The 23,126-nt window shown below is 56.6% G+C and carries 22 protein-coding genes; 2 read left to right on the plus strand and 20 right to left on the minus strand.

From position 1 onward, the window contains the following. Positions 1 to 588: 588 nt before the first annotated feature. The 15 genes from guaA to groES form a co-directional block, all read right to left on the minus strand. The gene (gene guaA, locus HMPREF2804_RS04270) at positions 589 to 2,181 is read right to left on the minus strand and encodes a glutamine-hydrolyzing GMP synthase (protein ID WP_070618497.1); all 1,593 of its coding nucleotides are present in this window, start codon (positions 2,179 to 2,181) and stop codon (positions 589 to 591) included. A 138-nt stretch (positions 2,182 to 2,319) separates the two neighbouring features. Further along, positions 2,320 to 2,904, minus strand: coding sequence for a DUF3817 domain-containing protein (locus HMPREF2804_RS04275; protein ID WP_070627448.1), 585 nt, complete (start codon positions 2,902 to 2,904; stop codon positions 2,320 to 2,322). A 38-nt stretch (positions 2,905 to 2,942) separates the two neighbouring features. Then, positions 2,943 to 3,965, minus strand: a complete 1,023-nt coding sequence (locus tag HMPREF2804_RS04280; protein WP_070448990.1) for an SURF1 family protein — start codon at positions 3,963 to 3,965, stop codon at positions 2,943 to 2,945. A 180-nt stretch (positions 3,966 to 4,145) separates the two neighbouring features. Continuing rightward, positions 4,146 to 4,622 carry a DUF6301 family protein gene (locus HMPREF2804_RS04285; protein WP_210399308.1) on the minus strand — a complete coding sequence of 159 codons (477 nt, stop codon included), beginning with the start codon at positions 4,620 to 4,622 and terminating at the stop codon, positions 4,146 to 4,148. Positions 4,623 to 4,794: 172 nt separating this feature from the next. Continuing rightward, the gene (locus HMPREF2804_RS04290) at positions 4,795 to 5,436 is read right to left on the minus strand and encodes an SMI1/KNR4 family protein (protein WP_070448992.1); all 642 of its coding nucleotides are present in this window, start codon (positions 5,434 to 5,436) and stop codon (positions 4,795 to 4,797) included. A 151-nt stretch (positions 5,437 to 5,587) separates the two neighbouring features. Continuing rightward, entirely contained in the window at positions 5,588 to 6,013 is a 426-nt protein-coding gene (locus HMPREF2804_RS04295) for a hypothetical protein (protein ID WP_070448994.1), read from the minus strand. 217 nt (positions 6,014 to 6,230) lie between these two features. Continuing rightward, on the minus strand, positions 6,231 to 6,779 hold the full coding sequence (locus HMPREF2804_RS04300) for a DUF6301 family protein (protein WP_070448996.1): 549 nt from the start codon (positions 6,777 to 6,779) through the stop codon (positions 6,231 to 6,233). A 201-nt stretch (positions 6,780 to 6,980) separates the two neighbouring features. Beyond that, the gene (locus tag HMPREF2804_RS11290; RefSeq protein ID WP_246824142.1) at positions 6,981 to 7,484 is read right to left on the minus strand and encodes an NTP pyrophosphohydrolase; all 504 of its coding nucleotides are present in this window, start codon (positions 7,482 to 7,484) and stop codon (positions 6,981 to 6,983) included. A gap of 313 nt (positions 7,485 to 7,797) precedes the next feature. Next, on the minus strand, positions 7,798 to 8,220 hold the full coding sequence (locus HMPREF2804_RS04310) for a hypothetical protein (protein ID WP_070448997.1): 423 nt from the start codon (positions 8,218 to 8,220) through the stop codon (positions 7,798 to 7,800). Between the two features lie 607 nt (positions 8,221 to 8,827). Next, positions 8,828 to 9,292, minus strand: a complete 465-nt coding sequence (locus tag HMPREF2804_RS04315) for a hypothetical protein (RefSeq protein WP_210398365.1) — start codon at positions 9,290 to 9,292, stop codon at positions 8,828 to 8,830. 93 nt (positions 9,293 to 9,385) lie between these two features. Beyond that, positions 9,386 to 9,964 (minus strand): hypothetical protein, encoded by a 579-nt coding sequence (locus tag HMPREF2804_RS04320; protein WP_070448999.1) that lies wholly within the window; start codon positions 9,962 to 9,964, stop codon positions 9,386 to 9,388. A gap of 271 nt (positions 9,965 to 10,235) precedes the next feature. Further along, positions 10,236 to 11,366, minus strand: coding sequence for a GuaB3 family IMP dehydrogenase-related protein (locus tag HMPREF2804_RS04325; RefSeq protein ID WP_048754743.1), 1,131 nt, complete (start codon positions 11,364 to 11,366; stop codon positions 10,236 to 10,238). A gap of 201 nt (positions 11,367 to 11,567) precedes the next feature. Further along, positions 11,568 to 13,085, minus strand: coding sequence for an IMP dehydrogenase (gene guaB / locus HMPREF2804_RS04330; protein WP_004005227.1), 1,518 nt, complete (start codon positions 13,083 to 13,085; stop codon positions 11,568 to 11,570). Between the two features lie 269 nt (positions 13,086 to 13,354). Continuing rightward, positions 13,355 to 14,944, minus strand: a complete 1,590-nt coding sequence (groL, locus tag HMPREF2804_RS04335) for a chaperonin GroEL (protein ID WP_070627450.1) — start codon at positions 14,942 to 14,944, stop codon at positions 13,355 to 13,357. Between the two features lie 129 nt (positions 14,945 to 15,073). Then, positions 15,074 to 15,361, minus strand: coding sequence for a co-chaperone GroES (gene groES, locus HMPREF2804_RS04340; protein ID WP_004005229.1), 288 nt, complete (start codon positions 15,359 to 15,361; stop codon positions 15,074 to 15,076). A gap of 245 nt (positions 15,362 to 15,606) precedes the next feature. On the opposite strand from groES, the gene HMPREF2804_RS04345 reads away from it, so the two are divergent. Together HMPREF2804_RS04345 and HMPREF2804_RS04350 are read left to right on the plus strand one after the other, a co-directional pair. Beyond that, positions 15,607 to 17,055, plus strand: a complete 1,449-nt coding sequence (locus HMPREF2804_RS04345; RefSeq protein WP_070627605.1) for a class I SAM-dependent methyltransferase — start codon at positions 15,607 to 15,609, stop codon at positions 17,053 to 17,055. A 167-nt stretch (positions 17,056 to 17,222) separates the two neighbouring features. After that, positions 17,223 to 18,371, plus strand: a complete 1,149-nt coding sequence (locus tag HMPREF2804_RS04350) for a glutamate--cysteine ligase (RefSeq protein ID WP_048754745.1) — start codon at positions 17,223 to 17,225, stop codon at positions 18,369 to 18,371. Between the two features lie 80 nt (positions 18,372 to 18,451). On the opposite strand, the gene tsaD is transcribed toward HMPREF2804_RS04350, so the two are convergent. The 5 genes from tsaD to alr form a co-directional block, all read right to left on the minus strand. Continuing rightward, positions 18,452 to 19,573, minus strand: a complete 1,122-nt coding sequence (gene tsaD / locus HMPREF2804_RS04355) for a tRNA (adenosine(37)-N6)-threonylcarbamoyltransferase complex transferase subunit TsaD (RefSeq protein ID WP_210399309.1) — start codon at positions 19,571 to 19,573, stop codon at positions 18,452 to 18,454. 3 nt (positions 19,574 to 19,576) lie between these two features. After that, positions 19,577 to 20,140: a ribosomal protein S18-alanine N-acetyltransferase gene (rimI, locus tag HMPREF2804_RS04360; RefSeq protein ID WP_070627455.1), complete on the minus strand. Its 564-nt coding sequence runs from the start codon at positions 20,138 to 20,140 to the stop codon at positions 19,577 to 19,579. 12 nt (positions 20,141 to 20,152) lie between these two features. Further along, positions 20,153 to 20,938 (minus strand): tRNA (adenosine(37)-N6)-threonylcarbamoyltransferase complex dimerization subunit type 1 TsaB, encoded by a 786-nt coding sequence (tsaB, locus tag HMPREF2804_RS04365; protein ID WP_070449009.1) that lies wholly within the window; start codon positions 20,936 to 20,938, stop codon positions 20,153 to 20,155. A gap of 119 nt (positions 20,939 to 21,057) precedes the next feature. Continuing rightward, positions 21,058 to 21,684 carry a tRNA (adenosine(37)-N6)-threonylcarbamoyltransferase complex ATPase subunit type 1 TsaE gene (tsaE, locus tag HMPREF2804_RS04370; protein WP_070627457.1) on the minus strand — a complete coding sequence of 209 codons (627 nt, stop codon included), beginning with the start codon at positions 21,682 to 21,684 and terminating at the stop codon, positions 21,058 to 21,060. A 63-nt stretch (positions 21,685 to 21,747) separates the two neighbouring features. Continuing rightward, positions 21,748 to 23,061, minus strand: a complete 1,314-nt coding sequence (gene alr / locus HMPREF2804_RS04375) for an alanine racemase (RefSeq protein ID WP_070627459.1) — start codon at positions 23,059 to 23,061, stop codon at positions 21,748 to 21,750. Between the last annotated feature and the right edge of the window lie 65 nt (positions 23,062 to 23,126).

Here is a 23,126-nt window from a genome sequence, read left to right on the forward strand (position 1 = left end):
GTAGCCCTTTACGAGGTTATTTTGGGCATCTTAACGATTATCATCATGACGAATAGTATTAAGAAGACCACCCAACTTTCAGGACAAAAACACTGAGGGTCATTCATTAGGGGTACCTCCCAGATGACAGTAAAAACAATGGCTCTTACCCCTGCTGGTTCGTGACTCTTGTCTACAACGCTGTCCCCCAGTTCTCACAGTGGCTAAGCCAATTTAGAGTTATTTGTACTGCTTTTCTCATTACGCTGGTCACACTTATTCTAAGGTTTATTCACTTTGTGGGTTTGAGCCTTGGTAAAACCACAAGCGGAACAATACCGAGAACACCAGCAAGATTTTCTGAAAACCAAGCCTGCACCTGTTATCGAGTACGCTCCAGACTTTCACATTCCCATCATGGGCGTCCGAAACCGTATTCTGCTGCAGAAGGACTTGATGAAATATTCCGTTTCAAGAGGATCATGGCGCAGCTTCTATACCTTTATGACCACAGCAAAGCCGCCCGGTGCATCCTGAAAGCTCAGAACACACCGGGCGGCTTATCTACACAAAACTGGGTTGAATCCTAGGGGCTACTCCCCCGCAGGGCTACTCCCACTCAATGGTTCCCGGAGGTTTGGAGGTGACATCCAGCACCACGCGGTTTACATCTTTGACCTCGTTCGTAATCCGGTTCGAGATTTTTGCCAGCAGGTCATAAGGCAGGCGCGACCAGTCGGCAGTCATCGCATCCTCCGAAGAAACCGGGCGCAGCACAATCGGATGCCCGTAGGTGCGGCCATCGCCCTGCACACCCACCGAACGCACACCGGACAGAAGTACCACGGGGCACTGCCAAATATGCTCGTCCTGACCGGCGGCGGTCAGCTCTTCACGCACAATCGCATCCGCCGCACGCAGGGTCTCAAGGTTCTCGCGGGTCACCTCACCCACAATACGAATACCCAGACCCGGGCCGGGGAACGGCTGACGCGCCACGATCTTCTCGGGAACACCCAGCTGACGACCAATAGCGCGAACCTCATCCTTAAACAGGGTACGCAGCGGCTCGACCAGCTCAAACGCCAAGTCCTCAGGCAGACCGCCCACATTGTGGTGCGATTTAATATTCGCCGCACCCTCGCCGCCGCCGGATTCAACCACATCCGGGTACAGGGTACCCTGCACCAGGAACTTGATCTGTGCGCCCTCTTCGCCTGCTTCCTCAATGAGCTTGCGCTCGGCCTGTTCAAAGGAACGGATGAACTCGCGACCAATAATCTTACGTTTCTGCTCGGGATCGCTCACGCCAGCCAGCGCGGTGAGGAAACGCTCTGATTCGTCAATGGTAATCACGCGGATACCCATTGACGCGGCGTAATCCTGCTCAACCTGTTCACGCTCACCCGCACGCAGCAGCCCGTGGTCGATAAAGAAGCAAGTCAACTGATCGCCTACAGCCTTATGCACGAGGGCCGCAGCAACAGAAGAATCCACGCCGCCAGAGAGCGCACAAATCACGCGGTCTTTGCCAACCTGCTCACGAATCTTCGCAACCTGTTCCTCAATGATATTGTCAGTTGACCAGGTGGGTTTAAGCCCAGCAATGTTATACAGGAAGTTCTCAAGCGCAACCTGACCGTAGTCGGAGTGCTTCACCTCGGGGTGCCACTGCACGCCGCCCAGCTTGCGGTGCTCATCCACGAACGCCGCCACGGAAGCACCCGGGGTCTGCGCCAGAACCTCAAACCCGGCGGGGGCTTCGGTCACAGAATCGCCGTGCGACATCCACACGTTTTGCGTCTGCGGGGTGCCGGTGAGGAACGAAGACTCAACTGCGCACAGGGTCGCATCGGTTGCGCCGTATTCGCGGGAACCGGTCTGCGCCACGGTACCGCCCAAGGTTTGCGCCATCACCTGAAAACCGTAGCAAATGCCAAAGACCGGCACGCCAGCCTCAAATAGTGCCCTATCGCCGCGGGGGGCGCCATCGGCATACACCGACGAAGGCCCGCCCGAAAGCACAATCGCGGCGGGGTTTTTAGCGAGCATCTTTTCGGTGCTCATAGAGTGGGGAACGATTTCAGAGTAGATACCCGCCTCACGCACGCGACGAGCAATAAGCTGCGCATACTGGGCACCGTAATCTACCACCAGAACCGGACGCTCTTCAAGCTGATCCGGGTGTACAGAGTCGGTCACGGATTTTCCTCACGTGTCAGGTTTGAAATTCCGCGCGAGCGCGCGAAGTCTTGTATTTCTATTCTACGGGAGAGATAAAGGTTTTATGCGGCACCCATTCAGGGGTACTCGCCGTTGGGCTTTCGCCGATGCTGGGGGCTAGTACCGCTTAGTCGCCTGCGGGTTTGCCTCAAGCTGCGCCAAGGTTTCTGCGTGGATGCGCTTCTCAACGATGAATGAGAGGAACGGCACCACACCGCCGAGCGCCATGACGATGAGCTGGGCGATGCCCCAGCGCATGAGCAGCCAAATACGAATGCAGGAGAACAGATAAATAATGTAGAACCAGCCGTGAATGATAAGCACCCACGTGGAAATGTTTACTCCGCCGGTAAGGTTTCCGGTTTCGCGGTTAAGGATGCCGAGCGACACATCGGAACCGGTTGCGGCGTCTTTTGCACCCGCCACCAGGTCATAGCCCATCCCGTGGTGGGTAATCATCTCAACCACCAGCAGCAGCAGGAAGGTACCGGATATCCAGGCGCACCATTTATAGAAGGTGAGTGCGGAACGAATCTGCGTTTCGGTACCGCCAAATTTTTTGCGCACCGTAAATCCGCCCTGGGGCGCGTGTTCTGCCCCGTCTGCTGATGCTTTTGAGGCATTCTGCGATAGGGTGACTTTGCGCCCGTCGGTACGTTCTACCGGGGTAATTTTTGTGTTCTTCTCGGAATTCTCTGACATGCTGTGCCTCTCGTGTGTGCTGATGAGTTTAGCTTGCGTTAGTCTTTTGTATCTGCAGGTTTCTGAGGATTAACGCTCTCCGGAGCGTTGCATGGTGTATCTTCCATACGCACGGATGCTTCTTCGGGAGCTTCATCAAAGAAATAGTACTGCTCGTCGGCGGGGTCCCAATAGTAGGGGCGTCCGGTGGCTTCGTCCACAAAGTATTCGCCCTCGTACTCGAAATACTGGGTGTATTCGGCGGGTTCGGCGGCACGATGCGCCGCATCCTTAAGCATGCGTCCCCACAGGTAGAGGGCGAAAGCCGCGAAAATCAACCATTCGAGCGAGTAGAAGATGTTGAGCCAGTTGATGTTGGCATCATTGGTAGCCTGGGCTGCGCGAATAGGGCGCAGATTCTCAGACTGTCCAATAATAGTGGCGTTTTCCGCGATTGTGTACTGTTCGGTGAGGGGTACTTTTTTGTTCTCGGGTACTTCGGCGGAAAGCGTGAGCACGCCGTCATAGAGGGGCGCATCCCACAGGTTTGTCAGCTGTGCCGGGGATGCGCTTTCCAGCACCTTCTCGGTCGTGCGCGTGTACGGGGCGGCGCCCTGGGCATTTACTACACGACCGGCAACCTCAACTGTCCCTGTCGGTTCGGCGGGTATGCTCGGCGCATGATCATCCTCGCCCGCTATCCAGGCTCGTGCCACTGTGATGGCACGGGGCTTGGTGCTTCCCAAAGCGGCGGCTTTATCGGTTCCTTCGGGAATGAATTCACTCAGAACCCAGTACCCGTGGTCACCGTTATTGAGGCGACCCGCTACCAGCATGGAGGATCCGAGAACGTACTCCCCCTTCGCCTGCACTACGGTATCAACCGTCAAGTTCGTCACGGGCTGATGCGCCTGCAGAATCTCGGTGTAAGGTCGCACCCGATCTTTCGCAGGATCGGAATGTACCTGCTGTGAGGTGGAGGCGTTGAACTGCCAGCTGGAGAGCGCAACAAACCCCGTCACGAAGACGAGAGCCAGCAAAAGCCCACCCAGCCAGCGGGGAGTAAACGCCAATTTCCACACATATCTAGGGTAGCGCGTCTGCGTGATGTGCCCCTAACGCCGTTGGTAACCTACGCGGGGAAAAGTCCCGGTGAATAGTTGGCAGAGATGCGTCGTTTCCCAGTGTAGAACGCAGTCTAGCCGGTACGGTAAGGACCCAGAACCAAAAACTAGCTGGCAGCAAACCAGCGGCGCACAGCGTTAAAGCTCCCCGCCCTCCGCAAAATACTTCTCTTCAGCTTCAGTAAGATCAGTCATCGCAGGCGATTCAATTGTCGCGGACACGAGTCTTGTACCAACTCCTAAACCAACACTCGCGCGCGACGGCAAATACCAAGACAAAGTTTCTACTTCGCTGCTAGGGCCAGGGGTTGCAGCCCCGTACAGTGATGTAAGTCCAGCAACGTAGCCTGAGCGTGCCGACTGTATCAATGCCTTAATTTCTGGGGTTGGGTCCGGGGATGCGAGACTGGTCAAGCGGAAAGAAATCCCGGATACAAATTTATTGTTGCTGACATCTAGGCTTATGTGGCCATCTTCCTCTCCGTTACTGACGGGTGTAACGAAAAATTTCCCGTCGTCGGGAGCGGGTATCCAGTCGAACTGATCTCGTAGCGAGAATGCCTCTTCAACAGTCATAGGCCACCGGTGCTCAGCTATTGCTTGGATGATAGCCACCGCTTGCTCGACCGGATACGCGCGAAAGCCTGACGGATTAGAGTTTGCTTCATATAACATATGAGAATTCGGTCTCTCTTCTGGGATTTTTAGAGCTTGTCGATAGATTCTTAAGATGCTGAGCAGCCTCGGGCGTGAGAACGCCATAGCCCACCTAGCTATGCGAACTGCGTCAGTCTTCCCCTTCATTGGAGCGTATATCGAGGACAGCGTGGGGAACGCCGTCGGGCTTGGGGCCGAAGTCCTTTCTGAGATCGGCGGTTTCGAGCTTGTTGTACTCCATCATAGACAGGTAATAGTCCAGAAGATCGTCGTAGCGTCCTAGTACTTCACCGCGCACCCACGAGGCAGTCCCCTCCGCCGGGGTACCGGGCCGCCCCATCAGAACGATGTCAATCGACCCCTGTGCGGCGGCAACCATGAAATGGTCAGCAGCGATAACACCGTCTGAAGCCATAGCCTCAATGCACTCCTCCAGCTCCAGCTGAACCCCGCCCAGCCTACGCAGTTCGCCGCCAAGAAGGTCACTAGTGGAGAAGATCGTCATGTCCTGGTAGAAACAGGGCCAGCCGTCGGCTACCTTGAGAAAATCACGATAGGACTTTGGCAAACGAAAACCCAGCTGAGCCTCAGTACGTGCCAGTGTTTCTTCAGAGGCTCCTGCATTGGGCGGTGCGTAGTCCCACAGGCCCTTCCAGTCGGCCTCCATTCGCTCTTGGTTAATCTCCTGCCCCCAGTTCAGGTAGTCCTGCCACGTCCATTCCGACATAGCCCGATTTGTCCCGCTGGGTACACCCATAGCCTCATCTGTCATGCGCCTTAGCCTCTTCCTATCTCCTATCCGGCTCTAAAAACCAGCTCTGCTGCCGCAGCAACCAATCACTACTAGCTTGCCGGTATCGCCATACTCTCAGGATTTACCGTGCCCATATCAGCCTCGCCCCCTTTCACTATGACTACATCATTCACGAGAAGTACTGAGGGTACTCCACATAAGGGTCGTGTTCACGGTGATCTACCCATTGCTCAAGCACCTGCTGGGGTGTAATTCCCGGAGTCAAGACTGTGTGACCATCGAAAGCACTGGATGTAAACCATAGCACCACGTCAGGGTCTGGGTTCAAAGACCGCACCCATGCGGCGATCTCTACGGCCTCCTCAAAATCTGCCCCATCAACAGATATGAGCCGACCATCAGTGAAATGACTAATAATCGTCGATGCCCCATCAGGGGTAATAATGATGTCGGCATCCGTCAAGCGGTCTTCCTCAGCGGTCCACTGCGCCGTCTTACACCCGGGCCATTTTCGCTGCCCTTCGCGTAAGAAAGCTTCGACATCAATGAGGGTATCCTCTGAACTGAGAACGGGATATAGGTAATTAACGCCCACAATTTTTCCTCTCACCTTACCTGCGAAATACCGTAAACCACTGCACGCTACCCGCCTGCCCTATTCATGCTACGGGGTTTAATGCTCCCGTGCCCCGCGTATGGTCATTGTGGTTCTTGCCGCCACAGCATCATTGCATATTTACCGTATTCGACATTCACAGATACCCCTGCTCATGATAATTCACGAGAAGCTACTTTAAGTCTCATTACGAGAGCTAGAATTCCCCTCCCTCTGCGAAATACTTCTCTTCAGCTTCAGTAAGATCAGTCATTGCTGGTGATTCAATTGCTACAGAAATAGATCGGCGAGTAATCCCTATGTCAACGCTTGCGCGCGATGGCAGGTACCACAAAACACCATCTACGTCACTGCTGGATCTGGCTTCACCTGCACCATATCTCATAGTGAGGGCTTCGACGTACCTCGAATATACTGACCGCATTTCTGACTGAATGTCAGGGTTTGCATCTTTAGGAAGTTGGGAGGTTAAGTTGAAGTCAATTCCTGATATGTAAATTCTGTTCTCTCGGTCAATGCTTATAGTTCCATCTTCCTCGCCATTGCTAACGGGGGTAACGAAAAATCTCCCGTCGTCGGGAGCGGGTATCCAGCCGAACTGATCTCGCAACGAGAATGCCTCTTCAACAGTCATGGGCCACCGATGCTCGGCTATTGCTCGAATGATATTCAATGCCTGATCGACTGGGTACGAACGAAAGCCTGACGTTTCCGAGCCTGCATCATTTGACTTACTAGGGTTCATGGTACTTTCCTAGGCTTTCTAAGGCTTGTCGATAGATTGAAGATCTGAGCGACTTTAGGTGTGATCTCGGAAGGTGCGCCAGTAGCTTCTACTCTACCAATTTCGCGTCTCGCTCTCCCCCTGATTGCCATCTTTATGTACCCGTTCCGAACATCTGCCCCGCACCGGGTGGGGTGCGGAGCCATGGTGGTAGGTTGGTGGTTAGACGTCGATTCGGCGCAGCAAGTTGGCCGGTGGTAGGGCGTTGTCCTCGATATAGGTTTGGAAGATGGGGACTGCCTGCTCACCGGTGAAGACCTCCTCGGGGTGAACCTGGATGGTGAAGGGTTCGGGGTTCCCGTTGTCCCAGGACACCGTGGTCCACGCCTCGGGATCGGCCACAGGTTCACGAGCCACCGTGTAGTGAGTGTAGGAGTCACTTCCGTCGGAAACCCGCACCTCAATAGTCATCGCCTCATGAACACCTGCGGCCTGCATGTAGCTGTTGAGGGAGGGGTCGTTCTTGGGAACGTCCTCCGGCCACAACACCTCCTCCGGAAGCGCACGCACACCAAACGAAAAGAAACCACCAAGTCGTAGGAATTTTGGAGACCCCAGCTGGTCTTTTATCTCGTTGAAAATTATGTTTGGTGTCTGTGGGGTGAGGAAATTGTTCCTTAGGCCGAACCTTGGACTGACGGTCCACGTTGTAAAATGCCTTTCCATTTGTACTCCCCCTCAAGGCTGCTCATATATATCGCTCTGACAACTTCTATGACTTCGTTGCCACTGAGGTTAACTCATGCTGGGTTGTCAGAGGAGACGGCCCGATTGAATTCTCTCTGCCCTTATCTAAGAGAGGCTGTGCCGTGAATGTTCTCGATCCCGGTTCACCTTCTGAGCCAGCCTGTCATAGAACCACCCATGTTTGACCCCGTTTACTTAAACCAACCATCCGCTGAAGAGATTTGCCAGCCTCTTCTCTTAATTGAGAAGATACTTCTCTTCCTTGGTGCTCTTGGCGGTGTTGGCGGAGTTGTCAGGAGAAGTATTCGGGGTACTCCGCATAGGGGTCATGCTCACGATGGTCCACCCACTGATCAATAACCTGCTGGGGTGTGATGCCCGGAGTCAGAACGGTGTGCCCGTCGAAGACGTTCGTAGTGAACCATAACACCAAATTGGGGTCCGGGTTAAGAGATCGCACCCAAACGGCAATGTCGGCCGCCTCCTCAAATTCTGCCCCGCTCACAGATATGAGTCGATTGTCGCTGAAGTGACTGATAACCGTCGATGCTCCATCTGGAGTAAGCAGAATGTCTGCATCGGTATCGTCTTCATCGTCGTTCCAGCGTGTACCCTTGGAGTCTGGCCAATGCCGCTTTCCCTCGCTGAGGAACGTGTCAGTGTCGGCGATAATGCGTCCTGAATTGAGAGTGGTATAGAGGTATCTGACGCCCATTCTATGTCCTCCTTCTAAGTTTATGGTTTCAGTTGTATGTGCAGCTCAACGTCCGGGCCGAGAATCTCTCGGGTTCGGTTATGCTCGCCCCTGCCTTACCACACCCCCTGCTTCAGTAATCAGGTCACTCATCGTGGACTCAATGCGAGAAAACTCGGCAATTGAAGCTACTTTAAGTCTCATTACGAGAGCTAGAATTCCCCTCCCTCTGCGAAATACTTCTCTTCAGCTTCAGTAAGATCAGTCATTGCTGGCGATTCAATTGTTGCGGACACGAATCTTTTACCAACTCCTAAACCGACACCCGCGTGTGACGGCAAACGCCAAACCAAGGTCTCTACTTCGCTGCTCGCGCCATGGGTTACAGGTCGTCGCGGCGGGCCTCCTTGATGACGGGTTCCGTCGGTTTAGCCCCTACTGGACAACGTCATCCTGTCCCCCTCCTAGGGCCGAAACTCACTGAGGACAATTCGGTGGCCATATGAAGAGCATCGAGTCGGTCGCCCACCATGCGGGGCCAGTTCAGGGTAGGGGAAGTGTTATTCCAGTGAGGGCAAAGCGGTGGGGCCAAGTGGGAAGGACGTGGCCCCACCGCTGAGTGGGTTGGTCAGTAAGGTGCCTCAGCCAGGAAACCAACAACGGGCACGGAAGGCAGCCTAGCCGCCGATACGCATCCAGTCAGGAATAGCATTCGGTTCCCGCGGGAAAGCCTCCAGTTCTTGGGCCACATCCTGAGCTGTGTAGGGTGGGTCCAGAACGGGTTCACGGTCGTAGTTGAAGTCGGAGACGAGCTTGTGCTGCTCATGGACAGCCGTGCCCAGGTCCACGCCCCGCCTCCAGGGCGCCCCATAGCCACACGCAGATCCACACCCAAGCGCACTAGCTCCATCGGCAGGGCATTGTTCACCCAATGGCCCTGATGCTGCACCTGACTGCTCACAGCCGCACGGGTACCGACACCCTCAACCTCAACGACGACCTCCTGAACGCCGTTAGCACGCATCCACGCACCCCACTGGTTCGCGATCGCCTGCGCGACCTCCATCTGACCTTCAAAAGACCACTCCATCATTGTCATTCTCCTTCATCATCCAAGAGCTCCACCCCACAAAGACCGGGCGCACAATAAACAAATCTCCTATGCTATCGGTCTGCTTCGACCGAGTCAGCTACTCGCCTTCTCCGCCGCCTCACTGGCAGTACTCGACGTATTCGTCTCGGCCTCCTGCGCAGCCTGGGCAGCTTCAGCCTTCTTGCGTTCCCGGCGGGCTCGGTCGCGTTCGCGACGTCCTGCTCGGGCCTCCTCCTTCTTGTGGAAGGCGGCTGCCTTGGTCGCCATCCACTCCGGGATGAACTCAGGATCCCTGGGGTGCAACCTCAGCTCCACCGCCGCGCCCTGCTCCGACACCGGCTCGCCGTTAATGACTGGCTCACGCATCCAGTCCGACTCCTGATGCAGCACACCGTCCGAGGCCTCCATCCACAGGTGCGAGTATGTCCACGCACCCCGACGAGGATCCACCTGCGCCGGACGAAGGTCATCCATGGTGAAGTCCAGCTTCGCGGGAAACAGGACGCCCTTGCGCTGACCGTCAATGGTCAGCCAGTTGATGACATGCCCGGTGCGGTGGATGGCGTGATAGTCGATGTCGATGCGAGTCCCGCCGCTGTCACGCAGCCAGTCCCGCAGCATGGACTCGAACCGCTCGAAGGCCTTCTCTGCGTCCATCTCTTGCGCACTCATAACTATGCATTCCCCATATCAACTCGCCCGACCGGTTTCTTCGGTGCAGCACCACGCTCACCCACGCATTACCCACCTAACCCTATTCATGCTACGGGATTCTGCTCGCTTGTGCCCCGCGTATGATCATATACCCAGCTTCCGCGCCTGACTCGGAATAGCACAATGCGCCCCCACCGGATATTTTCACCGGTGAGGGCGCAATACGTTTCGGCAAAGAGAATGTTCACTCGGTTCCTGCGCACTCAACAGAACGCGAGACTGACCGCAATTATCCCCGATATTCAGGCACAAGCGTCATCTCTGCCTTCTGGAACTTCTTCAAGTCCAGATAACCGCAGGTTGCCATAGCGCGTTTGAGCGCCCCCACAATATTGCTCGTGCCGTCCACATGGTGTGAAGGCCCATACAGCACTTCTTCGAGGGTTCCAACGACACCCAGCGGGGTACGCACGCCGCGCGGGAAATCCACCGAATGCGCCTCATTACCCCAGTACCAGCCCTGACCCGGCGCCTCGGATGCGCGTGCCAGAGGAGCGCCGATCATTACCGCATCCGCGCCCAGAGCCAGTGCCTTCACCAGGTCACCGGAACGGCTAAGCCCGCCGTCGGCAATCACATGAACATACCGTCCACCGGATTCGTCCAGGTAGTCCGAACGAGCCGCAGCAACATCGGCAATAGCGGTTGCCATCGGCGCAGAAATGCCCAGCCCCTTACGGGTGGTCATCGCGGAACCGCCGCCGAAGCCCACCAGAACACCGGCGGCACCGGTGCGCATCAAGTGCTTCGCCTGGGTATACCCTGCCACGCCGCCGACCATAACAGGTACATCCAGCTCGTAAATGAATTTCTTGAGGTTCAGCGGTTCATGCGAAGTTGAGATATGCTCCGCAGAGACCGACGCGCCGCGAATCACGAAAAGATCGGCCCCGGCCTGCACCACGGTCTCGTAATGTTCTTGGGTGTTCTGCGGGGTAAGCGAGCCCGCCACAATAACACCCGAATCACGAATTTCTTCCAGGCGCGCGGTAATCAGCTCGGGCTTAATCGGCTCAGCGTAAATCTGCTGCATGCGCGTGGTAGCAGAGGCGGGATCAGCTTCGGGAAGCTCAGTAATTTCGTCTAGAAGCGGCTGCGGGTCCTCATAGCGAGTCCACAAGCCTTCTAGGTTGAGCACGCCTAGCCCACCGAGCTTTCCGAGCGCAATCGCGGTCGCTGGAGACATCACAGAGTCCATCGGTGCGCCCACAATTGGGGTGTCAAATTTGAAGGCGTCAATCTGCCATGACGTATCGACATCGCGACGGTCACGGGTGCGGCGCGTTGGTACCAGCGCCACATCGTCAAGCGCATAGGTGCGGCGGGCACTCTTAGAGAGCCCAATCTGAATATCGGACATGTATGTTTCCCTTCGGAAGGTATCTGACCGGTGTTTCTTGGCGCACGGCTGCCCCGCAAGACTACGCGCCTGATGCAGTATCTACTCTACTCGGTGTATAGCCCGTTCAGCCGCAGATTATTTAGAAATATCACAAAATGCACGACGGAATAGATTCTCTAATGTTCGAGCCATACACACCACTAAGCCGGTCAGCGGTGGTTAACGGCGGTAGTTAGGTGCCTCGACAGTCATCGTAATATCGTGCGGGTGAGATTCTTTCAGACCCGCCGGGGTGATGCGCACAAACTTGCCCTTGGTCTTAAGCTCCTCAATGGTGCGTGAACCCACGTAGAACATGGTCTGGCGCAGACCGCCCTCAAGCTGATGCAGCACGGCAGAAAGCGGTCCGCGGAACGGAACCTGCCCCTCAATTCCCTCGGGAATCAGCTTCTCTTCGCTGGAAACATCTGCCTGGAAATAACGGTCTTTCGAGTATGATTTGTGGCGGCCGCGGGTCTGCATAGCGCCCAGCGAGCCCATGCCGCGGTAGGCTTTGAACTGCTTACCGTTCATGAAAATCAGATCGCCGGGGGCCTCGGCGGTTCCCGCCAAAAGCGAGCCAAGCATCACGGAATCGGCGCCAGCAACCAGAGCCTTACCGATCTCACCGGAGTGCTGCATGCCGCCGTCGGCGATGAGCGGAACACCGGCGGGAATAGCTGCCTTCGCGGATTCGTTAATCGCGGTTACCTGGGGTACGCCCACACCCGCGATAATACGAGTGGTGCAAATTGATCCGGGACCCACGCCGACTTTCACGGCATCTGCGCCCGCATCAATAATGGCTTGAGCACCTTCACGGGTTGCCGCCTGACCACCAATCACATCGACATGTGCGGCTGCGGGATCTTTCTTCAGGCGGGAAATCATATCGAGCACGCCTTGGGAATGTCCGTTGGCGGTATCGACGAAGAGCGCATCCACCCCGGCCTCGACCAGGGCCATAGCGCGTTCGTAGCCGTCGCCGAAGAAACCGATAGCAGCGCCAACACGCAGGCGACCATCGTCATCCTTGGTGGCACGCGGGTACTGTTCGGTCTTCACAAAGTCTTTAAGGGTAATCAGCCCGGCAAGTTTACCGGCCTCGTCAATGAGGGGCAAACGCTCGATTTTGTTCTTCGAGAGCAGGGCGAAGGCTTCATCCTTCGTGAGGTTCGGCGAACCGGTAATGAGCGGCATCGGGGTCATAACATCGCGCACGAGGGTGTTTTCATAGTCCGAGCGCGAGAGGTAGCGAATATCGCGGTTGGTAATAATACCTTCAAGTTTGCCATCTTCGGTGACCACCGGCAGACCCGAAACCTTGTAATAGCCGCACAGATTATCGTATTCGCCGATAGTTGCGTCAGCACCGATGGTGACGGGATTAATGATCATGCCCGATTCGGAGCGTTTCACGCGATCAACATGCGCTGCCTGATCCTCGATCGAAAGGTTGCGGTGGATCACGCCCATGCCGCCTAGGCGCGCCATCGAAATCGCCATCTGGGAATCAGTCACGGTATCCATCGCAGCGGAGATAATGGGGGTGCCCAGGGTAATACGCTTGGAGAGTCGAGTGCTGGTATCGGCATCGGAGGGAATAACATCGGTGTTGCCGGGTAGAAGCAACACGTCATCATAGGTCAGACCAGTGAAACCGAAGGGATCGTCGGTCAGGGCGGTGGGGACAGTCATGTTTAGCCTTTCAAATGCTGTACCGGATGTATAGATGTTGTGTAGCGAGTGGTGCCACCGGGTGTAAAACGTCGTATCTCTATGGTAAACGCTTACGTCTGCTTCGGGGTACACGGAGCGGTTCGGATGTGTGCCTTTCCTGCAAGGCCGCAGTATCCGGTTCGAGGCTGCGCTTGCGTTTATTTCAGGCCAGTCTGCATCAAGCCCCTACAGATAGTTGTTGCCCGGTTCAACGAGATTTTCTCTCCTCGAACCGGGCAACCCATCAATTATTCGTCTTCGTCCTCTTCTTCGGGCTTGGTAACCACCAGAGTCTCGGTCGTGAGTACCAAAGCCGCGATAGATGATGCATTCTGCAGCGCAGAGCGGGTGACCTTCACGGGGTCAATTACGCCCGCTTCGAACAGATCAACATACTCACCGGTTTTGGCGTTGTAACCGTGACCAACGGGCTGTTCGGCGACCTTTGCCGCCACCACATAGCCGTCGTCGCCAGCGTTTTCGGCAATCCAGCGCAGCGGCTGTACCAGGGCGCGGCGTACAATCTGCACACCTACGTTTGCGTCGTGGCTATCGAGTTCAAAACCGTCGAGCGCCTTGCTGGCGTGGATCAGTGCCGAACCGCCACCGGATACGATGCCTTCTTCAAGAGCCGCGCGGGTAGAAGACACAGCGTCTTCGATGCGGTGCTTACGTTCCTTAGCCTCAACCTCGGTTGCCGCACCCACCTTGATCACGCCCACGCCACCGGCGAGCTTCGCCAGGCGTTCCTTGAGCTTTTCGCGATCCCACTCGGAATCGACGGCCTCGATCTCTCGGCGCAACTGCTGCACACGGTCTTCAACCGCTTCCTTGCTGCCACCGCCGTCCACAATCGTGGTGGTGTTCTTGGTGACGGTCACGCGGCGCGCCGAACCGGTTTCTTCGAGAGTTGCCTGAGCCAGGTCGATACCCAGTTCGGGGGTAATCACGATGCTGCCGGTCAGAATGGCGAGATCCTGCATAATAGCCTTGCGGCGATCGCCGAACCCGGGAGCCTTAAGCGCCACAACGTCGAGAGTTCCGCGGAGCTTATTCACCACGAGGGTGGACAGTGCTTCACCATCAACGTCTTCGGCGATAATGGTCAGCGGTTTTTTCGCCTGTACGACCTTCTCCAGCAGAGGCATAATCTCGGCAACAGTGGAGATCTTACCCTGGTAGAGCAGAATGAGGCTATCTTCAAGAACCGCTTCGCCACGCTCGGCATCGGTCACGAACGAAGGCGAAAGGTAGCCCTTGTCGAACTGCATACCCTCGGTAATGTCAAGCTCAATCTCAGTGGAGGAGCCGTCCTCGATAGTAATGACGCCGTCCTGACCGACCTTCTCAAAAGCAGATGCCAAAAGCTCGCCGATCTGGTCGGACTGAGCCGAAATAGCGGCAACATGCGCAACTTCCGGGCCCTGTACCTCGCGGGCATCCTGAAGCAGACGCTCGGAGACCTGCTCAACGGCGGCCTCAATGCCACGCTTCACCTCCGCAGGTGCCGCACCGCTTGTTACGTTGCGCAGCCCCTCATTCACAAGTGCCTGCGCCAGCACGGTTGCGGTGGTCGTACCGTCACCGGCAACGTCGTTAGTCTTGGTGGCTACCTCTTTAGCGAGCTGCGCGCCCAAGTTTTCGTAGGGGTCTTCAAGCTCAACTTCGCGGGCGATCGAGACACCATCATTCGTGATAACCGGTGCACCCCACTGTTTATCGAGCACAACATTGCGCCCGCGTGGGCCGAGGGTAACCTTGACCGCATCGGCGAGTTTATCAACGCCGGCCTGCAGGGACTTACGGGCGGCATCGTTGAATTCAAGCTGTTTAGCCATGAATATTCGCTACTCCTTGAGGGTTGTGAGCGTTCGATATCGTAGAAGGCGCGCGTGCGCCGAATCTAGGTCATGTATAGCGGATGCGCCGCGCGAGAAACCGGCGGCGCATCCTGCATATATGCGAAATTAGTCGACGATCGCCAGAACGTCACGAGCGGAGAGAATCAGGTATTCCTCGCCCTGGTACTTGACCTCGGTACCGCCATAGCGGGAGAACACGACTACGTCACCTTCAGCGATATCGACGGGAACGCGGTTGCCCTTATCGTCCACACGACCGGGGCCCACAGCTACTACGCGAGCCTCCTGCGGCTTCTCCTTTGCAGTTTCGGGAATAACCAGACCGGATGCGGTGGTCTGCTCAGCCTGCTCTAGTTTGACAACTACTCGGTCTTCGAGGGGCTTAATAGCCATAGGTATGCTCCTTTTTAGTCAGCGTTTTTAAAAATTTGTGAAGCGGTTTAGCCCTAGTGCCTGGGCGTTTAGCACTGCACCGCTTCGAGTGCTAAATTCAACTTTAGAATCCCGGCGGCACCCGGTCAAGAATGCGCGCCGTTTCGAGGGCGGCGTTTCGCGCACAGGATAATACGCGAGCGCCCCGTGAACCTGCCGCAGCATCCAAGCCTTCTGCATATGCTCATGCCACTACACTTAAGCCTATGGTTGATTTTGTGCCCCCGCCGCCGTTTGCATTGCCGCCCGAGTTGCCTTTTACCCGGCAGGCGTTAGATGCCGCGGATGCGCTTTTCCCCTATAGTCAAGAGCACTCGCTCGAACAGGTTACGCGGCTGCGGGCGCAGGGGTTTACGCCCGATGAGACCGCCAATATTCTCAGCCTTGTTAAGGCGCGCACTCGGGCGCTGTCAAAGTTCGGCGATAGGGCGCGCACTATGTTTTTGACCGAGCACGGCGCGCAGCAGGCGACTCGACCGGTTGTTGCTGCCGAGCACGTGGCCGTGTTTGCCCGTGCCGGGGTTCGCTCGGTTGCCGATCTGGGATGCGGTATCGGCGCGGATTCGTTGGAGTTCGCGCGCGCATCCTTAGCGACTGTTTCTGTGGAGCTTGACCCGTTGACGGCATCTTTTGCTGCCGCAAATCTGGCGGATTTTTCGGGTTCACGGGTTGTGGTCGGTGATGTGACGAATTTTAACCCCGAGAGTTTTCGTGATGGCAACGGCAAGGTCGTGCAGGGCATATGGCTTGATCCGGCCAGACGTGATCTGACCGGAGTCGTAAAATCCCGTACAGAACGTATTTTTGATCCCGAAGCCTATTCTCCACCGCTTTCGTTCGTGGTGGATCTGGCCAAAACCGGTATGCCAATGGGTGTCAAACTTGGTCCGGGGATGCCGCATGAGGCTATTGCGCGCCCTGAGGATATTCGTAGTGAGGCGAACCCGCATCCGCGTGTCACGGCGCAGTGGGTTGAGCATGAGGACTCTCTCGTGGAGTTGGTGCTTTGGTTTAACGCTTTGGCTCAGGAGGGTGTTGCACGCACGGTCACGGTGCTGCGGCAGGAGGCGACGGGACAGGCTGAAGACAAGGGCCTGCGCATTCACAAAACCACGCTGAGTAGTCCCTATTCTGCGGAGCAAGTAACCCCTGTTGATGAAAAGCAAACCCGGTTCCCCTCCCCCGGTGAGTACCTCTATGAGCCTTCCGGCGCGGTAGTGCGGGCGCATCTGGTGCAGGAGTTAGCCCAAGAGCTTGGGGCGAACCTGATTGATCCGCACCTGGCGTACCTCACGGCGGCAAAAGCTGTTCAGAGTCCGCTGGCACAGTGTTATGAGGTTCTTGAGGAAATCCCGGTGCATGAGAAACAGCTCAAAAAGTGGGTGCGCGAGCGCGGTTTTACGGCTTTGACGATCAAGAAACGCGGCGTTGATCTGGTGCCCGAGAAAATGCGTGCGACCCTGCTGGCAGGCGGTGCGGGCAAGAAATCAGGTAAGAAGGCCGCGAAGAATCAGGGCTATAACCCGGCGACTTTAGTGTTTACGCGAGTGGGGTTCGGGCAGCAGGCACGGCGCATCGGGTGGCATGTGCGGCCTGTAGATTTTTCTGATTCAGCGCAGGTCTCTAGCTCGGACACTAAGAATTCTGTGGTCTAGCGGTTTATGTGGGCGGCGTATCTACAAAAACTGTGATGACGGTGTGTGACGTTTTATGTCAGATACTTCATGTTCGTGTCGTATTTAGTTCATACGCACTCGAAAAAGCGTTGTTGTGGTCACCAACACCGTAGAATAAATGCAGTCACCCTAAGAAGGAGAGAGTTTTGATTTCGTTCGCTTCCTCGGCGCAATCCACTCTAGGCGTAGAGTGGGAGATCGCGCTGATTGACCAGCATACCGGAGAGCTGGTAGCGCGCGCTCAAGAGGTACTTACCCGTGTGGGCGAACGTTATCCTGAACTTTTGGAACCTTCCCTGGATCATGCTCATGTGGCGGGCGAATTTTTGGAAAATACGCTTGAGATTATTACCGGCGTGTGTACTACGGTTCCGCAAGCGTGCCAGCAGTTGATCTCGGTGACCGATAAGATCCGTGAGGTTACTGATGAGCTGGGACTTGATTTTTATGCGGCGGGCACACACCCTACGGCGCATTGGCAGGATCAGCAGGTATCTGCAAAGAAGCGGTACCAGCGTGTGGTAGGTCGCGGCCAGTACTGGGGCAGGCACATGGTTATTTTTGGCGTGCATGTGCATGTGGGCGTCGATTCACGCGATAAGGTATTACCGCTTGTGGATGCGCTCACCAACTATTGCGCGCATCTGCTGGGGCTTTCGGTGTCTTCGCCCTACTGGGACAGCGTGGATACCGGTTATGGTTCGCACCGCACGATGCTGTATCAGCAGCTGCCTTCAAATGGTCTGCCTTTCCATTTTGAAAATTGGCAGGAGTACAGCGACTATTTGCATGCTTTGGTGAAGACGGGCGCTATTTTAGAGGTCAGCGAGGACCGTTGGGATGTGCGCCCGGTTCCCCGCTATGGCACCTTGGAGATGCGCTACTGCGATGGTCTTCCGTCGATTCGGGATGTTGCAGCGGTTACGGCGCTCACCCAGTGTTTAGTGGAGTTTTTCTCGCGCAAAATTGAGGCTGGCGAGAAGATTGAGGTGTTAAACCCTTGGCATGCACAGGAGAATAAATGGCGTGCCGCCCGATATGGTTTAGACACCGAGATCATTGTGTCTAACGAGCCACAGGTGCGCCCGCTGCGCGAGGACATTGAGCTTCTTGTTACTCAGCTAGAGGATGTTGCCCAGGATTTGGATTGTTTGCCGGAGCTGCAGCATGTGAGGAATATGCTGGCGGAGGGCACCGGTGCCGACCGGCAGCGCGCTATCTATGAGAAAACAGGCTCTTTCCACGAGGTTATTCGAGATGTCGCGCTCCAGTCACGGGCGCGTCCCATCCGCTAGGGGCCGATAAAGTTCCAGCCCGCTCCCCCGAGTTTTCTCAGGAGGCGGGCTGACGGATCCTTCTAGTCTAAGCAAATGCTCTAGAAACACACCGTCGTGACCGGCAGCGAAGAATCGGTCGTAAAATCGATTCCCGAAGGTTCATACCCGGCCTCGACAAGGCGTGCCCCAAGCGCCGCCACCATTGCACCATTATCGGTACACAGCGTAAATTTCGGGATAATGAGGCGCACCCCAGCTGAAGTGCATCGTGCCGAAAGCAGCTCACGCAGCCGCGAATTTGCCGCAACGCCGCCGCCGAGTAAGAGGGTGTGCAGTCCCTGTTCCCGGCAGGCCAGCACGGCTTTCTTCGTGATAACATCGACAACCGCTTCCTGGAAAGATGCCGCAATATCGGCGACCGGAACCTCTTCACCGCGTGCTTCAAAGCCTTCAATCACGCGCGCTACGGCGGTCTTGAGCCCTGAAAACGAGAAATTATACCGGTGTGCCCCCGGGGCTTCGGCAGTACCCATGAACTTACGGTTTGACAACCCGCGCGGGAAAACAAACGCCTTAGCATTCCCCGTGCGCGCGGCGCGGTCAATAGCAGGGCCTCCCGGGTAATCGAGCCCCAGTAAGCGAGCAACTTTATCGTAGGCCTCACCGGCAGCATCATCAAGGGTGGCTCCGAGCAGACGCACATCCTGAGTAATATCGCGCACCTGCAGAATTTCGGTGTGACCACCAGAAACCAGCAGTGCCCCGAGCCCGCCATCTCGCGCGTGCTCAAGCAGCTGTGCTCCATCCTCGGTACCGTTATCGTCGAGCAGCCCCACGCCCACATGCGCCACCAGGTGGTTAATGCCGTAGAGCGGCTTTCCGGTAGCGATAGCCAGCGCCTTCGCGGCAGAAACACCGACCATGAGTGCACCGGCGAGCCCAGGGCCGGCGGTGACGGCAATCGCGTCTATATCGTCGAGGGTCACGTGAGCGTCTGCAAGTGCAGCTTCGAGAGCCGGAATCATAGCATCAAGATGCGCCCGCGAAGCAATTTCGGGGATCACCCCGCCGAACCGCACGTGCTCTTCCATAGAGGATGAAACCGTGTTGGTGAGCAGACGGGTGCCGCGTACAATGCCGATCCCGGTCTCATCGCAGGATGATTCGATACCTAATACAAGCGGTTCAGCCGCGGCAGAAAGTGTTTGTTCAGTCATCATTTCTCAGGTAGTTTCCGTTGTTGTGGAGGCATCGGCGGCGAAGTCCTTGAGCATGATCAGCGCATCCGTGCCGTCGTCATAATAGCCGGGCCGTGTGTGAATATGCGTGTATCCGGTGCGCAAGTAGAGGTTCTGGGCTCGGGGATTATCGGCCCGCACCTCCAAAAGGATGCGCTGCGCCCCTAAATCCTGTGCCCGGCGGTGCATTGCGGCGAGCATGGCTCTTCCGTATCCATTGCCTTCGTACTCGGGCAGCACGGCGATGGTCTGCACGTCGGCGGTGTCTGCTACCGTCATAACCCCGCAGTACCCGATAATATTCGGGGCGTTCTTTTTATCGGGGTTTTCCTGGAAATTTTCGCTGGCATGCGCCCGCTCAAGTACGTAATAGGTGCGGGTGGGGTGGGTTATTTCGGCGAGGAACATATCAAGGTTCCAGGCATCGAGGGGGAAGAGCTCTTGTTCGAGGGTGAACAGATGCGGTACATCGTCGATATCGGCGCGGCGCAGGCGGGCACCGTGGGCGAGCGCACCGGGAAGTTCTGGATGCTGAAGTTTCGAGTGCATATTTACGCCCCCCTATCCCTTAGACGATGCGGGATCGCTCGGAGCGCTCTGGCTCTGCCGCGCAAGCATAGCGGCTGGAACCTTCGCGTCCGAGTCACGCAGGTAGAGGGCGCGGGTGTCGGTGCTAAGATTTTTTACGCCCAAGCGCGCGGCGGCGCGCACGAGGTCGCTTGCGTTGGGGTGCAGCTGCGATAACTCGGGAGAAATTTGCACTCCCAACTGTTCCAGCTGTTCGCGGTAAAGCTCGGCACCGTAACCGTAGGCACGGTAACCTGCGGTATTCTGTCCAGAAACGCTGCCGGGTGCAGGCGTACTTTCGCTTGCGGGTGCCACCTGCGGACCGGTTTTTATCGTGTATCCGTTCTCGGTGACGGTGAAGATCGCGGAGTAGATTTCGCGGCGGCGCGCATCGGAGGCTACCAGAATATCGGTCTTCTGCGCGGCTTTGCCCTGGAAATCCTGAACGAATGCTCGTTCTGCCAAGGCTGTTAGACTCATAAGTCCATAGACAGGTTTGTTCCAGGCAAATCCAAGAGTTCGGGCGGTGACGATTCCGGCGCGCAGCCCGGTGAAAGGGCCCGGCCCGGTTCCGGTGAGAATCGCATCCACGTTCCGCCCATTTACCTGTGCTTCGTCGAGTACCTGGGATACGAAGGGCGACATCACTTCGGCGTGTGAACGTGTATCGGCGCTTTCGCGGGCAGCGAGAATAGTTGCGGTCGAACCGGGATTTTCGCCGTCGAGGCGCGCCAAAGCCACGGATGCGGTGGCTGATGAATCTAGAGCAAGTATGAGCACCCTATCATTCTAACGTGCTGCCGTATACCCGTTATTGTGACGGGTTCTCGCTTCATAAATGCCCCAAGGCAAGCTCATGAGGTGCGCTTCCGTTCACTTCCGGAAACTCTTAGAACAGGTTACTCGACGCCGAGTTTGAGCATGGCGGCTTCAAGACTTCGATACGCTTCGCCTTCCCATCGTGGGCCGTAAGCGGTAATGCGCAGCAGCCGCGGTTCTGAGGCATCAGCGCTCTCCTCCTCACGATCGTCAAGCGCATCCCAGTCGAATTCCCCCTCCCCTGTGGGCGAGTAATTCTCGGCGGCGTAGGCGATGGAGGCGTCCGCGCCGGTGAGTCGCGTGAAGTCTAGTTCCAGGCGGGAATCGCTCAGATGCTCGGCTTTACCGCGTCCCCATTCGATGACGGTCACGGATTTTTCCAGCGAGAATTCTAGATCGAGGTCGTCTAATTCTTCGGCGCTAGAGAGCCGGTATGCGTCCACGTGCACGAGATCGGGTCCGCCCGGGCGGGTGCCGTCCGACAGGTTGGGATGCACCCGCGAGAGCACAAAAGTTGGTGAAATAACGCCCTCACGTACTCCAAGCCCCTCGCCTAGGGCACGAGTGAAAGTGGTCTTCCCGGCACCAAGCTCTCCCGAGAGCAAGAGCAGGTCCCCAGCGATGAGCAACGGCGCAAGCGCATGCGCCGCCGCGCGTGTATGCGCAAGATTGGCAAGATCAACTTCTAAAACGGGATGTGCGTGCATGGGCTTCTTTCCGGGGAACGGTACGGGTTAAACAGAGGTGCGAAGGCTCGACCTCACATATCGTTAGACGGTTTCCGGTGTCTGTTCATCGTCGAGACCGAAGAGGGATCCCAGGGCATGCAGACCATCTACTTCGCGTTCCACCCAGGCGCCACCGCGGTAGATGCGTATCACGCGCGGGGAAATACGAGTCACAATCTCGTAGTTAATGGTCTGCGCTGCAGCGGCCCATTCTTCAACGGGAGGGTTATCTCCCGAGCCGAAAAGCACGGCAGAACCACCGAGAACACCGCGCGCAGGATCGGCGAGTCCGGGCTCTTCCAGATCAACTACAAGCTGGTCCATAGCAACCCTACCCACGGCACGGTACGTGCGCGGTTCCACAGGGTTCGCGGCATCGGCACGCGGGTAAATACGCACTGGAGCCCCATCAGCGATGCGCGGCACGCCATCGGCGTATCCGAGCGGGATGAGAGCTAACGTGGTGGGCTTATCGGTGCTGTACCGCAACCCGTATGAGACCCCCTGCCCGGCGGGTACCTCTTTGACATTGCACACATGGGTTCCCAGGGTCATAACGGGTCGCAGATTAAGGTCTTTGGAGCTCACACCCGCGAGCGGGGACAGACCGTAAAGGGCGATTCCGCAGCGTACTGCATCGGCAAGAACTGCCTCGTTCGTGTTATATAGGGGGCTCGCGCCGGTGATCGTTCCCGGGGAGTTCGCCAGGTGAACAAGCTCGGGGGTAAGACCCGCGCTGCGGGCAACGGTCACAAATTCGTTAAGTCGGGCGATCTGCCGTGCGGTCTCGGGGCGTTCAGGTTCATCGGCAACCGCCAGATGCGAGAAAATTCCCTCAATGCGCACCAACCCTGCGGCTTCAAGTTCAAGGGCACGCGCCACCAACGCGGGCCAATCCTCAAAGGTGGAGCCGTTACGCCCAAGCCCCGTGTCTACTTTCAGATGTACACGAGCACGCTTCTTGGTGCGATTAGCAGCTTCTGCTATTGCTTCTAAGTCCCAGCCGGAGGCACCCAGGATAATATCTGCTTCGAGTGCTTCGTCGAAGTCCGTCTGCGGGGTGTGCAGCCAAGCTATAATCGGGGCGGTAATACCCTCTGAGCGCAATTCCAGGGCTTCGGTCACATGCACAACGCCCAGAATATCGGCACCGGCTTCGAGTACTGACCGGGCCACGGGGTAGGCGCCGTGACCGTAGGCATCCGCTTTCACCACGGCAATGAGTTTACGTTCGCCGATCATATCTTTGAGCACGCGCGTATTGTGCTCAAGAGCATTAAGGTCGATGATAGCGGTTCGCTCCGCCTCACCGGGCTGCAGGTTCGGGGTGTAGAGGGGACGTGTGGGAACAGTCATTTCTATATACCTCCGGTACTCGGTGAACGCGGGGAGCGTCTAGTTACACTCATTCTAGCCCGTCT

The sequence above is a fragment of the Rothia sp. HMSC065G12 genome (assembly GCF_001811455.1).
Classification (GTDB): Bacteria; Actinomycetota; Actinomycetes; order Actinomycetales; family Micrococcaceae; genus Rothia; species Rothia dentocariosa.

What these genes read in the sequence shown, in the direction of transcription:
- HMPREF2804_RS04275 (WP_070627448.1), bottom strand. Translation starts at nt 2,904, where the DNA reads ATGTCAGAGAATTCCGAGAAGAACACAAAAATTACCCCGGTAGAACGT.
- HMPREF2804_RS04290 (WP_070448992.1), bottom strand. Translation starts at nt 5,436, where the DNA reads ATGACAGATGAGGCTATGGGTGTACCCAGCGGGACAAATCGGGCTATG.
- HMPREF2804_RS04300 (WP_070448996.1), bottom strand. Translation starts at nt 6,779, where the DNA reads ATGAACCCTAGTAAGTCAAATGATGCAGGCTCGGAAACGTCAGGCTTT.
- HMPREF2804_RS11290 (WP_246824142.1), bottom strand. Translation starts at nt 7,484, where the DNA reads ATGGAAAGGCATTTTACAACGTGGACCGTCAGTCCAAGGTTCGGCCTA.
- HMPREF2804_RS04310 (WP_070448997.1), bottom strand. Translation starts at nt 8,220, where the DNA reads ATGGGCGTCAGATACCTCTATACCACTCTCAATTCAGGACGCATTATC.
- HMPREF2804_RS04315 (WP_210398365.1), bottom strand. Translation starts at nt 9,292, where the DNA reads ATGATGGAGTGGTCTTTTGAAGGTCAGATGGAGGTCGCGCAGGCGATC.
- HMPREF2804_RS04320 (WP_070448999.1), bottom strand. Translation starts at nt 9,964, where the DNA reads ATGAGTGCGCAAGAGATGGACGCAGAGAAGGCCTTCGAGCGGTTCGAG.
- HMPREF2804_RS04325 (WP_048754743.1), bottom strand. Translation starts at nt 11,366, where the DNA reads ATGTCCGATATTCAGATTGGGCTCTCTAAGAGTGCCCGCCGCACCTAT.
- guaB (WP_004005227.1), bottom strand. Translation starts at nt 13,085, where the DNA reads ATGACTGTCCCCACCGCCCTGACCGACGATCCCTTCGGTTTCACTGGT.
- groL (WP_070627450.1), bottom strand. Translation starts at nt 14,944, where the DNA reads ATGGCTAAACAGCTTGAATTCAACGATGCCGCCCGTAAGTCCCTGCAG.
- groES (WP_004005229.1), bottom strand. Translation starts at nt 15,361, where the DNA reads ATGGCTATTAAGCCCCTCGAAGACCGAGTAGTTGTCAAACTAGAGCAG.
- HMPREF2804_RS04345 (WP_070627605.1), top strand. Translation starts at nt 15,607, where the DNA reads ATGGTTGATTTTGTGCCCCCGCCGCCGTTTGCATTGCCGCCCGAGTTG.
- tsaD (WP_210399309.1), bottom strand. Translation starts at nt 19,573, where the DNA reads ATGATGACTGAACAAACACTTTCTGCCGCGGCTGAACCGCTTGTATTA.
- rimI (WP_070627455.1), bottom strand. Translation starts at nt 20,140, where the DNA reads ATGCACTCGAAACTTCAGCATCCAGAACTTCCCGGTGCGCTCGCCCAC.
- tsaE (WP_070627457.1), bottom strand. Translation starts at nt 21,684, where the DNA reads ATGCACGCACATCCCGTTTTAGAAGTTGATCTTGCCAATCTTGCGCAT.
- alr (WP_070627459.1), bottom strand. Translation starts at nt 23,061, where the DNA reads ATGACTGTTCCCACACGTCCCCTCTACACCCCGAACCTGCAGCCCGGT.